This window comes from Accumulibacter sp., from assembly GCF_016789985.1.
Classification (GTDB): Bacteria; Pseudomonadota; Gammaproteobacteria; order Burkholderiales; family Rhodocyclaceae; genus Accumulibacter.
Genome location: NZ_JAEUOL010000047.1, coordinates 1 through 14,734, shown reverse-complemented (window position 1 = coordinate 14,734; position 14,734 = coordinate 1). Strand labels below are relative to the sequence as shown.

11 protein-coding genes and 2 pseudogenes are annotated in these 14,734 nt (G+C 62.8%); 6 read left to right on the top strand and 7 right to left on the bottom strand.

Annotated features, from left to right (window positions below; genetic code table 11):
* Positions 1–41: 41 nt before the first annotated feature.
* From sulP to JNK99_RS02665, 3 genes are all read right to left on the bottom strand, one after another.
* Entirely contained in the window at positions 42–1,754 is a 1,713-nt protein-coding gene (gene sulP, locus JNK99_RS02675; protein ID WP_291848228.1) for a sulfate permease, read from the bottom strand.
* Between the two features lie 236 nt (positions 1,755–1,990).
* Positions 1,991–3,715, bottom strand: coding sequence for a cation acetate symporter (locus JNK99_RS02670; RefSeq protein ID WP_291848226.1), 1,725 nt, complete (start codon positions 3,713–3,715; stop codon positions 1,991–1,993).
* Positions 3,712–4,026 (bottom strand): DUF485 domain-containing protein, encoded by a 315-nt coding sequence (locus JNK99_RS02665; protein ID WP_291848224.1) that lies wholly within the window; start codon positions 4,024–4,026, stop codon positions 3,712–3,714. The genes JNK99_RS02670 and JNK99_RS02665 overlap by 4 nt, the downstream gene beginning before the upstream one ends.
* Before the next feature lie 280 nt (positions 4,027–4,306).
* Between JNK99_RS02665 and JNK99_RS02660 the strand changes: the two genes are divergently transcribed.
* From JNK99_RS02660 to JNK99_RS02645, 4 genes are all read left to right on the top strand, one after another.
* The gene (locus JNK99_RS02660; protein WP_291848222.1) at positions 4,307–5,926 is read left to right on the top strand and encodes an acyl-CoA ligase (AMP-forming), exosortase A system-associated; all 1,620 of its coding nucleotides are present in this window, start codon (positions 4,307–4,309) and stop codon (positions 5,924–5,926) included.
* A 3-nt stretch (positions 5,927–5,929) separates the two neighbouring features.
* Positions 5,930–8,218 carry a GNAT family N-acetyltransferase gene (locus tag JNK99_RS02655; RefSeq protein WP_291848219.1) on the top strand — a complete coding sequence of 763 codons (2,289 nt, stop codon included), beginning with the start codon at positions 5,930–5,932 and terminating at the stop codon, positions 8,216–8,218.
* Positions 8,219–8,361: 143 nt separating this feature from the next.
* Positions 8,362–9,606 (top strand): pyridoxal-dependent decarboxylase, exosortase A system-associated, encoded by a 1,245-nt coding sequence (locus JNK99_RS02650; RefSeq protein WP_291848217.1) that lies wholly within the window; start codon positions 8,362–8,364, stop codon positions 9,604–9,606.
* 151 nt (positions 9,607–9,757) lie between these two features.
* Positions 9,758–10,954 carry a DegT/DnrJ/EryC1/StrS family aminotransferase gene (locus JNK99_RS02645; protein ID WP_291848215.1) on the top strand — a complete coding sequence of 399 codons (1,197 nt, stop codon included), beginning with the start codon at positions 9,758–9,760 and terminating at the stop codon, positions 10,952–10,954.
* A gap of 415 nt (positions 10,955–11,369) precedes the next feature.
* Here the strand turns inward: JNK99_RS02645 and JNK99_RS02640 are convergent, their stop codons facing one another.
* Complete coding sequence (locus JNK99_RS02640; RefSeq protein ID WP_291848213.1) at positions 11,370–11,684, bottom strand: hypothetical protein; 315 nt, start codon at positions 11,682–11,684, stop codon at positions 11,370–11,372.
* A gap of 156 nt (positions 11,685–11,840) precedes the next feature.
* Here JNK99_RS02640 and JNK99_RS02635 point away from each other — a divergent pair, with 156 nt between their 5' ends.
* Positions 11,841–11,978, top strand: a complete 138-nt coding sequence (locus JNK99_RS02635; protein ID WP_291848211.1) for a hypothetical protein — start codon at positions 11,841–11,843, stop codon at positions 11,976–11,978.
* A 3-nt stretch (positions 11,979–11,981) separates the two neighbouring features.
* Here JNK99_RS02635 and JNK99_RS02630 read toward each other — a convergent pair whose 3' ends face one another.
* Positions 11,982–12,761 (bottom strand): hypothetical protein, encoded by a 780-nt coding sequence (locus JNK99_RS02630; protein WP_291848209.1) that lies wholly within the window; start codon positions 12,759–12,761, stop codon positions 11,982–11,984.
* Between JNK99_RS02630 and JNK99_RS17605 the strand changes: the two are divergent.
* Positions 12,740–13,627: pseudogene (locus tag JNK99_RS17605) on the top strand (transposase). The gene JNK99_RS02630 and the pseudogene JNK99_RS17605 sit on opposite strands and share 22 nt — an antisense overlap.
* Before the next feature lie 239 nt (positions 13,628–13,866).
* Here the strand turns inward: JNK99_RS17605 and JNK99_RS02615 are convergent.
* Both JNK99_RS02615 and JNK99_RS02610 read right to left on the bottom strand, forming a co-directional pair.
* The gene (locus JNK99_RS02615) at positions 13,867–14,043 is read right to left on the bottom strand and encodes a hypothetical protein (RefSeq protein ID WP_291848207.1); all 177 of its coding nucleotides are present in this window, start codon (positions 14,041–14,043) and stop codon (positions 13,867–13,869) included.
* Between the two features lie 265 nt (positions 14,044–14,308).
* A pseudogene (locus JNK99_RS02610) lies at positions 14,309–14,734 on the bottom strand (ribonucleoside-diphosphate reductase, adenosylcobalamin-dependent); the annotation flags it as partial.

The following is a 14,734-nucleotide window of genomic DNA, read 5'->3' as shown; positions in this document are numbered from 1 at the left end:
CACCACGGTCGTTGCTGACCGAAACCCGCACACCACGGTCATCACGAGCAGTGGCCCAGCCTCTCAAACGCATCGTTGGCCGACAGAAAGACCTCGCCGGATAACGCGGCCCAGAAATCGGAATGCTTCAACCGATCCTGGACGGGCCCTTTGACCTCGGCAAGGTGGAGTCTGCTACCTCGTTCAACGAGGTCACGATCGAGCTCGCCAAGACACTCTACCGCAGTGGCGTCCAGACGATTGACCGCGCTCATCACCAGCACGACGTGGCGCGTTTCGGGCATCTGGGCGAGTGCCTGATCAAGTCGCAACTCCACTGCTCCCAGGTTACCGAAAAAAAGGCTCTCGTCGATGCGCACGAACAGGACACCGGGAATCGTGTCGACGTGGTGCCGCTCGATATTGCGAAAATGCTCGCTGCCGGGAATGCGGCCGATCAGCGCGATATGGGGAGAACTCGCCCGCAACAGGAGCGTGCCCATCGACAGGAGCACACCCAAGCCGATCCCGATCTCCAGACCGAGGAACAGCACCCCGCCGGCAGTGCCCAGCCACGCCAGGCCATCGGCGCGGTCATAGGCCCAGGCCCGGCGCAGGCCGTCGAGATCGATCATGCTGCCGGCCGCGATGACAATGGTGGCTGCGAGAACCGCCAGCGGCAAGCGAGCGAAGCAGTGCGCCGCCCCCGCCACGACGACAATCATTGCGACGGCCGACACGATGCTGGCCAGGGGTGTCTGCGCACCAGCGGCAACATTGACCGCCGAGCGCGACAGACCGCCGCCTACCGGCATGCCACCGTAGAAGGCGGCAACAACGTTGGCAGCGCCCAGTCCGAGTAGCTCTGCATTGGCGTCGACCCGCTCGCGACGCTTGATCGCCAGCGCCTGGGCCATGCTCAGTCCTTGTACCATGCCGATCAGCGCCAGCACGGCGGCCGGCACGATCAAAACCTGCACAATGTCGTAGGCAGGGATGAAAAACCTGAAAGGTGGCAGACCCTCGGTGACCGCGCCGACGACGGCGACACCACGCTCATGATCCAGGTCGAAGGCGACCACCGCCAGAGTTGCCAGCAAAACGACCAACAACGGCATCAGCCGAACCATCGCCGCCGCCTTGCCGGCCCCCATGCCCAGCGACGGAAGGATCCTCCCCAAGCCAGCCCGGACAAAAACGAGCATCAGGAACGCCGGCACACCGATCGCCAGGGTCGGCCAGTGACTGTGTGGCAGTTGTCGCAACAGCTCGGCCAGCACCTGCCAGTTACTGGTGCCCTGTGGCGACAGGCCCAGCAGGTGCTTGATCTGGCTGATGACGATCAGGATCGCGGAACCGGAAATGAAGCCGCTGATCACCGGCCGGCTCAGCAACTGTGCGAGAAATCCCAGGCGCAGTGCGCCGCAAGTCAGCAACATGAGGCCGGAGATGAGGGCCAGTGTGGCTGCCAGCACGAGATATTCGGGTGAAGCGGGTACCGCAAGAGGAGTCAGCGCCGCATAGGTCATGAGTGCGGTGATGGCCACCGGCCCGACCGCCTGTACCATGCTGCTGCCCAGCAGAGCATAGGCAAGTACCGGGAAGATGCTGACGTACAGTCCCACCTGTGGCGGCAGACCGGCGAGCAAGGCGTAGGCAAGACTCTGGGGAATCACCAGGACGGTAACGATCAGGCCCGCTGTCAGATCGGCGCCGAGCGCATCCTTGCGATAGTTCCGGAGCCAGGCTGGCAGGGGGTTGGGGATGGGGGACATGGGGCGCCTCGAGCCACAATCGGGCGAAAACGAGAAGCTTATCCTATCCTCGCGCGTCAATACATCTGGCAAGACGCGGCCGGCCGCATCGCGGCGGGTTGGCCAGCCAGCAACCCGGCTGGTCTGTCGCTCATCGTGAGGCCGTTCCGGCAGCGCAAGCGAAACGGCCCGGGAGCGGACACTCCCGGGCCGTTAGAGCCGATCAAGCGACTGCTGCTATATCGTGCTTACTTAGCTTAGTGACCCGAGGCCGAGGAAGCGCCGAAGCCTGTCTCCGAACGCACCTTCTGCGCCGGATAGAGCGAACGCTCAAGCTGGGCCTGCTTGCTGTTGTCCAGCTTGGAGACGACATAGATCACGACGAACGCAGCGGTCATCGAGAAGATGGCCGGCGACGAGTACGGGAACCATGCACTGCCTTTCGGATTGTGCATCACTGCTTCCCACACCGAGGCGGACAGGATGGTCAGGACAACCGAGCTGATCAGGCCGACGACGCCCCCGGCAACGGCACCCTTGGTCGTGCAGTCTTTCCAGAGTACCGACATGAAGAGAATCGGGAAGTTGGCCGAGCACGCGATCACGAAAGCCAGCATCACCATGTAGGCCACGTTTTCCTTCTCGAAGGCAATCCCCAAACCGACGGCGATGATGCCGAGGAAGATCGTGGTGATCTTGGAAACGCGCAACTCCGACGCCGAGTCAGCGTTGCCGTGCTTGAAGACCGTCGCGTAGAGGTCGTGCGACACCGCCGAAGCGCCGGACAGCGTCAGGCCCGAAACCACCGCCAGGATGGTCGCGAAGGCCACCGCCGAGATGAAGCCGAGGAAGACGTTGCCGCCAACTGCGTTGGACAGGTGGATGGCAGCCATGTTGCCGCCGCCCCGCAGACCATCCCAGACCGGCTTGCCGTCAGCGCCGACCGCCTGCACACCATCGACCATCTTCGGCACATAGTAGGCTGCCGGGTCCTGCGTCAGCATGACGATGGCGCCAAAACCGATGATGAAGGTCAGGATGTAGAAATAGCCGATCCAGGTGGTCGCCCAACCGACCGATTTGCGAGCGTCCTTGGCGCTCGGCACGGTAAAGAAGCGCATCAGGATGTGCGGCAGGCCAGCCGTCCCGAACATCAGTGCCATGCCAACCGAGATCGCCGAGACCGGATCCTTGATCAGCACGCCCGGGGACATGATCGCGTCATGCTTGCTGTGCACTTCGACGGCCTTGGCAAACAAAGCCTCGGGATTGAAGTTGAACTGCCAGAGCACCGCCAGCGCCATGAACGAGGCACCACACAGCAGCATGATGGCCTTGATGATCTGCACCCAGGTCGTCGCGGTCATGCCACCAAACAGCACATAGCACATCATCAGCACGCCGACGATCATCACCGCGTAGATGTACTCGAGACCGAACAGCACCTTGATCAACTGACCCGCGCCGACCATCTGGGCAATCATGTAGAAGGCCACGACGACCAGTGTGCCAATCGCAGCAAAGGTCCGCGTCGGCGTTTGCGCGAAACGATAAGAGGCGACATCGGCAAAGGTGAACTTGCCCAGGTTGCGCAGGCGCTCGGCCATCAGGAAGGTGATCACCGGCCAGCCGACCAGCCAGCCGATCGAGAAGATCAGCCCGTCAAAGCCGTTGGCGAACACCAGACCCGAGATACCGAGGAAGGACGCCGCCGACATGTAGTCGCCAGCGATCGCCAGACCATTCTGAAAGCCGGTAATGCCGCCGCCGGCGGTGTAGAAATCGGCCGCTGTCTTGGTCTTCATGGCGGCCCAACGGGTAATCCCCAGGGTAATCAGGACGAAGACGACGAACATGGCGATCGCCACCCAGTTGGTCGCCTGCTTGGTGGTATTGCCGAGGTCGGCCCCGGCAGCGAGAACACCACCCGCAGCGAACAGGCCCAGCCCCAGGCCGATAAGGCTTCGTGTGGATTTGGTCATTTCTTGTTGGCCTCCCGAAGAATTTCGGCATTCAGATCGTCAAATTCCGTGTTGGCACGACGAACGTAGATATTGGTCACGATGATCGTGAACACGATCACGCCAACTCCCAGCGGAATACCGACCGATGTCACCATGCCGGCACCCAGCTTGGTCCCCAGCCATTCCTTGTTGAAGGCGATCAACAGAATGTAGCCATAGTAGGCGATGATCATCAGGATGGACAGGGTAATGCCGAATGAATTGCGTTTATGCACCAGTTCGTGATACTTCGGATTGGCTTCAATCCGTGCAACGATGTCTTCGCTCACTTTTGTCTCCTCCTCTAAAACTTGCAAGTGTCGAGTCACTAATCATGACTAGGGCCGGATGCTAGCGAGCGTTGCTTACCCCATGCTTACAACATGGCAGAAAGTAGCGGCGCCCGGAGCGGCCCGGTGGCGCAGGCGGGCAGCGCCGCACGGCCGACAATGGGCCGGAACCACGCCGTACGTACCCCGTGCTTTTCGCCCCGGCCGGAACAATTTCACGGCCGGCAGACTTCTTGTAGTTAAAATTGTTGTCCTCCCCCTCGCCCGCCACACCGACGACATGACCGATGCAAGCCTGCTCCCCGACCTGATCCGCTGTTCGGCAAGCCGACAACCAGACGCCTGCGCACTCACCTACGGCAAGCAGTCGATGAGCTACGGGCGCCTGCAGCAGATGGTCGCCGGTCTGGTCAGCGGCCTGATCGGCCTGGGACTGCAACGCGGCGAACGCGTCGCGATCTATCTGGAGAAGCGACTGGAAACCGTCATCGCCAGTTTTGGGGCGACCGCCGCCGGTTGCGTATTCGTTCCGCTGAACCCGCTGCTCAAGGCCGAGCAGGTTGCCTACATCCTGCGCGACTGCAATGTACGGGCGCTGGTCACCTCGGACGAACGCCTGGCCCTGCTCAAGCCAATCCTGCCGTCCTGCCACGACCTGCGTCACGTGATTCTGGTCAACGGCCGGGCTGGCCCCGACGGCGGTCCGCTGGCCTGTCTCGGCTGGGAAGAGTTGCTCCAGACCCCGGCGCGGGCCGGGCATCGGGTAATCGACAGCGACATGGCGGCCATCCTGTACACTTCGGGCAGTACCGGCAAACCGAAAGGCGTGGTGCTGTCCCACCGCAACATGGTGGCCGGAGCGAAGAGCGTCGCCGGCTATCTCGAAAACACCGCCGACGATACCCTGCTCGCCGCCTTGCCGCTGTCGTTCGACGCCGGTTTCAGCCAGCTCACCACGGCTTTCCACGTCGGCGCGCGCGTCGTGCTGTTGAATTATCTGCTGCCGCAGGACGTGCTCAAGGCGATGGCACGCGAGAAGGTGAGCGGGCTGACAGCCGTGCCGCCGCTGTACATCCAGCTTTCGCAACTCGAGTGGCCAGGCACGATCGGCGAGCGGCTGCGCTATTTTGCCAATACCGGCGGACGCATGCCTCGCGAAACGCTCGCCACTCTGCGGGCACGTCTGCCGAAGAGCAAGCCTTTTCTGATGTATGGGCTGACCGAAGCCTTCCGCTCGACCTATCTGCCACCGCATGAGGTCGACCGCCGCCCGGATTCGATCGGCAAGGCGATTCCCAACGCCGAAATCCTCGTTATGCGCGAGGATGGTTCGCCCTGCGCCGCCAACGAACCCGGTGAACTCGTACACCGCGGTGCGCTGGTCGGCATGGGCTACTGGAATGATCGCGAGAAGACCGCCGAACGCTACAAACCGTTGCCGGCCAACGCCCCCGGGCGCGACGCGGGACTGGTCCTGCCCGAGATCGCGGTTTTTTCCGGCGACACCGTACGCATGGACGAGGACGGCTTCCTCTATTTCGTCGGGCGACGCGACGAAATGATCAAGACCTCGGGTTACCGGGTCAGTCCGACCGAGGTCGAGGAAATCATCTATGCCACACGGCTGGTCGGCGAATGCGTCGCCTTCGGGGTCGAGCACCCGACGCTTGGACAAGCGATCCAGGTGATTGCCACGCCCGCGGCCGGCAATCACCTGGAGGCGGCGGCCCTGCTCGCCGAATGCCGCAAGCAGATGCCCGCCTACATGCTCCCTGCAGCGATCCTCTTGCGCCAAGGACCACTGCCACGTAACCCGAACGGCAAGATCGACCGCAAGGCGCTGGCAACCGAGTTCGACGCGGGAGCCGGACAAGGCGCCGCCCACCGTTTGGGAGACTAGCGGGTGTCACTTGAACTGGGAAAGCCCGCAAGTGCAACCGGTTCATCGTTCCGGGCGCCCACCACTGCGCGCACGACGGAGCCAGCCGCGGCCAGTGCAAGCTCACTCGGCAGCCACCAGGGCGACTCGCGCAGCGCATCGGGCAGATGGGAAATCCGTTCGGCGAAAGACAGCTTTGACCGATTTGCGGCGGACTGGGATCGGCTGAATTCGGCGCTGTTCGCCAGCCATCCGTTTTTCGACAGTCGATTTGTCGGGCCTCTGCTTGATCACTTCGGTGATGGCCGCGAGCGGCTGTGCCTTCACTGGAGCAACAACCGGCTGACCGGCGCCCTGATCCTTCGCCCGAACGGTCTGGGACGCTGGGCTTGCTTCCGTCCGTCACAGGCACAGGCAAGCGCCGTGCTGCTCACCGATGCAAACTTGCTCACCCCGCTCTTCGCGGCACTCCCGGGTCCCGCCTGGTCGATCGAATTGCTCGCCGTCGACCCACGCTATGCGCCCGACTTCTCGCGGCTGTCCCTGCCGCGCATCGTCCGCCGCCAAGCGCGCACGGTGGGCGTTCGACTGGACAACACGTTCGCTGCCTACTGGAAACAACGCCCGAAGAAACTCGCCGCAAACGTCGCCCGCTACTTCCGGCGAGCGGAAGCCGACCTTGGCACCCTGCGCGTTGTCAAGTCGATCGATGTGGCCGACATGGATGCTGGCGTCGCCCGTTATGGCGCACTTGAAACAGCCGGCTGGAAGGGGCAGGCAGGAACAGCGGTGTCGGGCGACAATCAGCAAGGAGCGTTCTACAGAGAAGTCCTGCGTCGTTTTGCCGCAAACCGGCAGGCTGCGATCTATGATCTTTACCTCGGAGAGCAACTGGCCTCCTCGCGCCTGGTGATCGTCAACGACCACATGCTGGTCTGCCTGAAAACGGCGTACGACGAATCCCTGGCACGCTTTGCTCCGGGGAGGCTCCTGCTCTATCGCCTGATCGAGGACGAATTCGCGCGGCCCTTGCGCGAGACGATCGAGTTCTACACCAATGCGACCAACGATCAGAAGGAATGGTCGACCTTCGGCTGCACCATTGCCGACATCCAGGTCTTCAGAAACCCTCTCTGCGCTGCAGCCTTCACGACTCTCAGGGGTTTGCGGGAGAGGCTCAGGAAACCGCCGGAAACCGATGCGCAGAAGATCGGCGTCCGGGTAGTCAACAGCATCGACGCCCTCAAGACCGAGTCCTGTGACCTGCGCGCCTTCTCCGCGGAAAACAATCTGGAGGCTTCCGCCAACTGGTTCGAGCTTCTCGAGAAGAAGGTCTACCCGGCCGATCCGGGAGTGCGCTATTACTATAATATTGACTATCACTCGCCACTGGTCATCCTGCCGCTGCGCAAGACGACCAATCGACCGGTCATAAGCCTGGACTCACTCAGCAACTACTACTCCTCGCTCTATGCTCCGCTGATCAGTAACCATGCCGACATGCTGGACCTGCAGGATCTTCTCGGTGCCGCCGCAAGAGACCATCGAGACGCTCACATGATTCGTCTGGCGCCCATGGACCCGACTTCGGCAACGTACGACGCCATGCTCACCGGGCTGCGTGCCAATGACTGGATTCCTTTTCAGTTCTTCTGCTTTGGCAACTGGTATCTCAAGGTCGATGGAGGATGGAACGATTACCTCAGAAGCCGCAGTGCCAACCTGCGCAGCGTCATCCGGCGGCGATGCAAGCGTTTCGCGGCAGCCGGCGGAACGGTGACCATCACCAGCACGCTGGAACACATCGAAGAACACATCGCCGCCTTTCAGGAAACCTATTCGGCGAGCTGGAAGAGACCCGAGCCGTATCCCGAGTTCGTACCGTCACTGATTCGCGAGCTTGCCGCCCTGGGCATGCTGCGCCTCGGTATCGCCCGTATCCATGAGCGCACCATTGCCGTGCAACTGTGGATCGTCGACCGTAGCAAGGCCAGCATCTACAAGGTTGCCTACCACGAGGAGTTTCGCTCCCACTCACCGGGAACCGTGCTCACCTCGCATCTCATGGAGCATGTCATCGAGCAAGATCACGTCCGCGAAGTGGACTTCCTGATCGGCGACGACAAGTACAAACGCATGTGGATGAGCGGTCGTCGCGAACGCTGGGGAATCGTTGCCTACAACCCGCGCACTCTCATCGGCTGCGCCCTCCTCGTGCGTGAGGTCTGCGGGCGAGTGTTCAAGGCGACATGGGAAAAAATGCAGTACACCTGGCTACGGTTGGGCCGGCAATTCGACCGAGGAGACCACTGAAATGACCACTTTACTGCTGGTTGAGCCCATGCTGGCGCCTGCCAGACCAGGCGTCGTCTGTCTTTCCATTCGGCAACCGGGAAACCGTCCAGGCGATGGGGAACGCGAATCATGAAACATTCGCCTTGTGAGAGTACCAACTGGTGACCAACCTCGAAGCCAAAACACCTGCCCACGCGCTGCTGCACCCGTTCCCGGTCGAGCAAGGCGAACTCGTCGTCGGCGGCCTGCCGCTCTCCCGTCTCGCCACGCGGGTCGGGCAGACACCTTTCTACGCCTATGATCGCCGGCTGCTCACGCAACGGGTTGCCGAACTGCGCGCCATCCTTCCGGCAAGTGTCAAACTGCACTACGCGATGAAGGCCAATCCGATGCCGGCACTGGTCTGCCACATGGCGCGACTGGTTGATGGCATAGACGTGGCATCCGCTGGCGAACTCAAGGTTGCGCTCGATGCTGGCGCAGATCCGCGCGAGATCAGCTTTGCCGGACCCGGGAAACAGTGCAGGGAACTGCAACAGGCGGTCGCCGCCGGCATCCTGATCAATATCGAGTCGGTGCGCGAAGTAACCGAGCTGACGGCGATCAGCCGGGCAGCCGGCTGCGCGGCGCGGGTCGCCGTGCGGGTTAACCCTGATTTCGAACTCAAGAGTTCGGGCATGAAGATGGGTGGTGGCGCCAAGCAGTTTGGTGTGGACGCCGAGCAGGTGCCGGCACTGCTCGCCGAGATCGGGCGGCACCCGCTGAACTTCGAGGGCTTCCATCTCTTCGCCGGATCGCAGAACCTGCGGCCGGAAGCCATCGTCGAAGCTCAGGCCAAGAGTTATGAACTCGCCGTCCGCCTCGCAAGTCATGCGCCATCGCCGTTGCGCTTCCTCAATCTCGGCGGCGGCTTCGGCATTCCCTACTTCCCCGGCGAACGACACCTCGACCTGGAACCCATCGCCAGTGGTCTGGCCACTATCGCCGAACGCGCCGCACGCGAGCTGCCCGACGCGGAGCTGGTCATCGAACTCGGCCGCTATCTGGTTGGAGAAGCCGGCATCTATGTCACACGCATCGTCGATCGCAAAGTGTCACGCGGCCAGACCTTTCTCGTCTGCGACGGCGGGCTGCACCACCACCTCTCGGCCTCTGGCAACTTCGGCCAGATAATCCGCAAGAACTACCCGGTGGTCATCGGAAACCGGATGACGTCGACCGTCGCGGAAACGGTGTCTGTGGTGGGTCCGCTGTGCACACCGCTCGACCTGCTCGCCGACCGCATGCAGCTCGCCGAGACGCAGGTCGGTGATCTGGTGGTGATCTTCCAGTCGGGCGCTTACGGCTTTACGGCAAGTCCGCAAGCCTTTCTCGGACATCCCGCCTGTGTCGAGGTGCTGGTCTGAGCGCCCCGGGCAGCGGAAAACCGCTCGGCACCCCACCCACGAGCGAGGACATGTGCCGTCATGCACTGCGTCCCACCATAACCCGGCGACACCAATCGTGCCTGACGTGGGACCTGCCGGGAATTGGTCGCCCAGCAGGCTGGAGGAGCATATGAGCAGTGGGCCACGTCCTTTGCCACGCACGCCCTTGCTCGACTGGTCCAGCTTCACGGGTGCACGACGTGCCCCCGGGGTGCACAGCATTGACGACCTCGGCCATTACGCCGTCACGACCAGTGGCCGCGCCGCAATCTATCAGGCCCTGCTGCAGCTTCGGCTTGAACCCGGAAGCGTGGTCCTCGTCCCCACCTACCACTGCCCGACCATGATCGCCCCGGTAATCCTGGCCAAGCTCGAGGTGGCCTATTTCGCAATCCGTGCCGACGGCCTGCCCAATCTCGACACGATCGACCCTGCAACGGTCAGCCGGGCACGGGCGATCCTGGTGTCGCACTATTTCGGACGAGCGCGCTCCCTGGCCAGCGTTCGGCAGTGGTGTGATGAACACCGGATTGCACTGATCGAAGACTGCGCCCACTGCTACTTCGGCGATGCCGGCGAGCGCCCCGTCGGCACCTGGGGAGATTTCGCCACCGCCAGCCTGACGAAGTTCTTCCCGGTTCCCGAAGGCGGTGTGCTCGTCTCGGCGCGCACACCGCTGGCAACCCTTGCCCTGGCGCCCCAAGGGTTCAAGGCGCAACTGAAGTCCTGGCTGGACGTGCTCGAGTTGGCAATCACCCACGGTCGCTTCGCCGGCATCAACTGGCTCTTCGCCGGCCTCCTGCAACTCAAGAACCACCGCCATCGCGCCGAGATCAGCGTGCCCGGCGAGGCATCAGCAACAGCGGACAACATGTTGCTGGCCAGCCATATGGGTCGCAGCGACCACGCCCCCGTCTCGGCGACAATCCTGCTGCATGAAATGCTGCCACGCGCAGCGATCGTCGCCAGGCGGCGGCGGAACTTCGGGATCTATGTGCGGCACCTCGCACAACTGCAAGGTGCACACACACTCTACGACTGGCCGGTCGAAGACAGCAGCGTACCCTACGCCTTCCCCCTCTGGGTCGACGACGCCGACGGCGTTTACCAGGGCTTGCGCGAGCAGCGACTGCCCGTATTCCGCTGGGACCGCGTGTGGCCCGGCACGCCGCGCATCACCGATGACCTCGGCCCATCCTGGAGTCACCATGTCCTGCAGTTCCTGTGCCACCAGGATCTGAGCGAAGCCGACGTGACACGCACCGCTCTAGCCACCCGGCGCTTGCTGTCGCAGTCCCGGACCTCAGCGCCCAGCATCCTCCAGTAGGGCCCGAACAGTGACGAGTGTAAGTGGCGATACCTGCGTCCATTCGACCCGCCGCGCGCGCCGAAACGCGGTCAGACCCCGCATCCAGTCTGCACGGTCGGCAGAGACGTCTGCATTCGATGTCCATAACAGCACGCCGGCATAGCTGACCACCCCGCTGAAGATCGCCAGAGCCAAGCGACGATCGCCCGCCACACTTTCGCCTTGGCGCACGACAAGGCGTGCCTGGCGAGGTACGCCGGCCCGTGCCGGCGGAAGACCTCGGCCAGGGTCACTGGCGAGGATTCAGGCGAGCGGGTCGAGCAGTTCCGGCGGCGTTGCGCGCCGTGCAGTCGATGCGCTGCGCGGTCTGGATTTCCCTCGGGCCGCTGTCTGCCCGGCTGGCGAACAAGCACAGCCGCGGCCGGGTGTCGCGTCACCAACTGCGCAAGGCCGCGAGCCGACGCGGTGACAGCAGCATGCGTGCGCGCAGGGTTCGCGCCGAACGGATCAGACGTGCGACGTCTTCACGCGAAAGGATCTGTGGCAGACGCTCGGGCCCCTTGGCCATCGGGATGTCGAAACCGGTTTCCGGACGACCGAGCACCCGCCGAGACAGGAAGCGGAAGGCGCACGCCGTTTGATTGACGCTCGCGCAGGCGAGCTTCTTGTCGCGAATCAGGTGCAGCAGGCAGGCTGGGATCTCCTCGACGCGCAGATCCGCGGGCGATCGGTGGTCATACTTCGCCAACTCGACCAGTGCCGAGGTAGGCTTCCCGGGTCCGTGCCGCGAGTCCCTGCAGGCACATGGCGTTGCTCATCCGTTCACGCAGTTCACTCATGATCCTCTCCTCGATGGCTGCGGGGACGTCCCCTCTGCGAGGACGATCGAGGATTGGCGAGCCGGGTGGGGAAGCGAGTTGCCGAGCCGTCAGGCGGTCAGGGCGAGAGCGAAAATGAACTCCCCGGCAGCGGCGGCAAGAAGGGCAAGCGCGGCGGGGTGCCTGCACCAGCGCGCAGCGCTTTCGTGCAACGTTTCAATTGAGGCTCATTGGGTTCCGAGTGCTACTACCCGTTGCAGTAGCTGCGTGGCCTTGGATAAGACCGGCCCCGCCATGGCATCTTGTTGTAGAACGGCGAATGGCCCTTCACCGAAATAAAGGCCGTCAGAAACAAGAAAGGTGATTCGGACGTTTCCCGACTTCGGTGGTGGAAGTCGTTGCTTATCCCAAGGCCCGATCTTGTTGACGAGCGGTTGGGAGAGCAAAACCAACTCCTTCGCCAGACCCTCGACGGGATTTCCCTGGCCTTCGAAAATTGCCACCTTTCCCGATTGATTCAGATAACGCACACCGCCTTCCGAAAAGGCTGCCAATACGTCGAGACCCTGCTGAAAAGGGACCTCTACGACTACCCCTAGCAAACGCTTGGGCGCTACGGCTTCACCAAGTGTGCGCAACCGATTGTAGGCGACGGCACGAACTCTGCCTTCATTGGTTTCATCGTCGGCAACTTTGCGGAGAGCGGTTTTGTCTGGACGTTCAGCCAGCAGAGTGCCCCACAGACCAACACTCTTCTCGGTGCCTTGAGTCTTGAAGAGATTGATGTCGTCGCAGAAGAGAAGATTGTAGAGGAAGTTAACGTGCGACTCGGCATATGGCTTGTAAAGTTCCGTGGCTGTCGTTGAACCACTCGCTGCCAACGTGACGCCGATTACGGTTACTTGCCAGGATTTTGCATAAAGAAGGCGAGTGACGCGGTAAGCATTTGATAAAATTTGAGTTATCGATAAACCAATTCGTAAAAATGCCTGCCGGTACTCGCCCATCTTCGAATTCTACCCCGGAACAACTCCGCTTTCCGCCCGCTGCGGGCTTCACGGTTCGCACCGACTTCAAAGGGGGCGAGGTTTCCTCGGACCTGGGCGCCCTGGTGCTGGGTGCGGTCGATCCGCGCATCGGTCTGATTGGGCGGCTGGTCCAGGCGATTGGCGACTCCCGCGATCCGCGCCACATCCCCCACTCGATGCGCGATCTGCTGACCCAGCGGATCTTTCAGATGGCTTCGGGTTACGAGGACGGCAACGACGCCAATGCCTTGCGTCACGACTCGCTGTTCAAGTTGGCTGCCGGGCGGGCACCGCTGGAGGCGGACCAGGCGCTGGCCTGCGCCGCCACTGGCCCCAGACCCGTCTCTTGCTGCGTGGCGATGGCCACTTCGCCAATCCCGAGTTGATGGCGCTGATCCAGGCCGACGGCCATGCTGACTTGATCTTCGGCCTGACCGGCAACCCCGTCCTGGCGCGGCCCCTCGCCCCAGGCGCGCTACCAGCAGGCGTAGTGCGCCTGCGGCCAGGCGGAGAATCTGATCCGGCAGGTGAAGGTCGACCTGAAATCCGACCGCACCTCGGCCTCCCGCTTCCTGGCCAACTTCACTCGCCGGCTGTTCACCGCCAGTGCCTACGTCTTGCACCCCCCACTCCGCCATCTGGGCCGGCAAGGCACGCCCCTGGCCACGGCTCAGCCCAGGACCGTCATGCGCTCGCTGTTCAAGATCGCCACCCGCGTCAAACAGTACAAGGACCGGGTGCTGCTGCATCTGCCCAGCGCTTGCCCGGTCACGGAACTGCTCGCCCAGGTCTGCCAGCGGCTTTTCTCCACCCAGCGGATCCGTCCCGGGCCCGCTTCGCCCTGAACCCGTCCCGTCTGGCCCACGAGATACCGCCACCCTCCCCGTCCATCAACCACTTCACACGCTTCACCCCGCCAGTGGGGGAAGGGGAGCTCTCGCCTGAAAATCGAAAAAAGGACCAACCGAGCGCGGCGATGGTTCGGGTCAAAATTTATGCAGCATTCAGGCTAACTCGGCGTGGTCGACTGACCAAGGGAGAGGTTACAGGGATAGCCCCCAATTTCTCACCCAAGACTTTCTTTTCACCCCGCGATCTCCAATCTCCGCTCGATGCGGTCAATCCGCGCCTTGATCTGATCGATACTCGATTGCTGCCGGATGATCTCCTGGAAGTGGTGCATGCTATCGCGGCGGCCCGCTGCGGTGCCGGCTTCCAGGCTGGTCAAGCGGGCGCCGACTTCGCGCCGCTCGCTTTCCAAACGGTCCTGCCCGGCGCGTCATGCGCGCAGGTGTCCGAGAATCAGGTTCTCAACGTTGTTGGTCATCGTCGGGCCTCTCTCGCTCAAGTCTATCGCCAGGCAGGTGAATCTCCAGACGGCAGCATACGTTCGGGAGGGGATGGCAGGGTTTCAGGCGTTGCCATGCCCGCTGCACAGTCAATCCGCGAGCCTTGCACCCCTGGTGATGCGCAGGCAGGGCGCAAACCCGCCGGACACCGACGATGGTTGCGCCACACGCGCCCCCTCACCCACAACTCCCCACCGCCCCGCAAGCCGTACAGAAATCGCAGCCATCCTTGCGGATCATCGTCAGATTCCCGCACTCACCGCACAGTTTCCCGGCCGTCGGCTGGGCGGCGGTGCTGCCGGCCGGAGTCTGCAGGATGCCCATCTGCTGCAGCGGCAGACCTTTCTCGTCGAGGATGCCGAGCATCGCGTAGCGGTGGATGATCAGTTGCGCCAGGTAGGCAACCGTCGACGGGTAGTTGGTCTGCCGGCGGGTGCCGGGGATGAAGGCCATGAAGTCGCCGAGTGGCTCGGGGTAGTCGAGCAGCTTCCTGAGCTTCATGCCGATCCACGCCGGATCGAGCACGCGCATGTCGAAGGACAGCAGCTTGGTCAGGCCGTCGAGGGCGCGCGGGTAGTTGCCGGAGAGCCAGACCGAGTACGG

Excerpts from the sequence above, each read along its gene's own strand:
- sulP (WP_291848228.1), bottom strand. The coding sequence starts at position 1,754 with ATGTCCCCCATCCCCAACCCCCTGCCAGCCTGGCTCCGGAACTATCGC.
- JNK99_RS02670 (WP_291848226.1), bottom strand. The coding sequence starts at position 3,715 with ATGACCAAATCCACACGAAGCCTTATCGGCCTGGGGCTGGGCCTGTTC.
- JNK99_RS02660 (WP_291848222.1), top strand. The coding sequence starts at position 4,307 with ATGACCGATGCAAGCCTGCTCCCCGACCTGATCCGCTGTTCGGCAAGC.
- JNK99_RS02645 (WP_291848215.1), top strand. The coding sequence starts at position 9,758 with ATGAGCAGTGGGCCACGTCCTTTGCCACGCACGCCCTTGCTCGACTGG.
- JNK99_RS02630 (WP_291848209.1), bottom strand. The coding sequence starts at position 12,761 with ATGGGCGAGTACCGGCAGGCATTTTTACGAATTGGTTTATCGATAACT.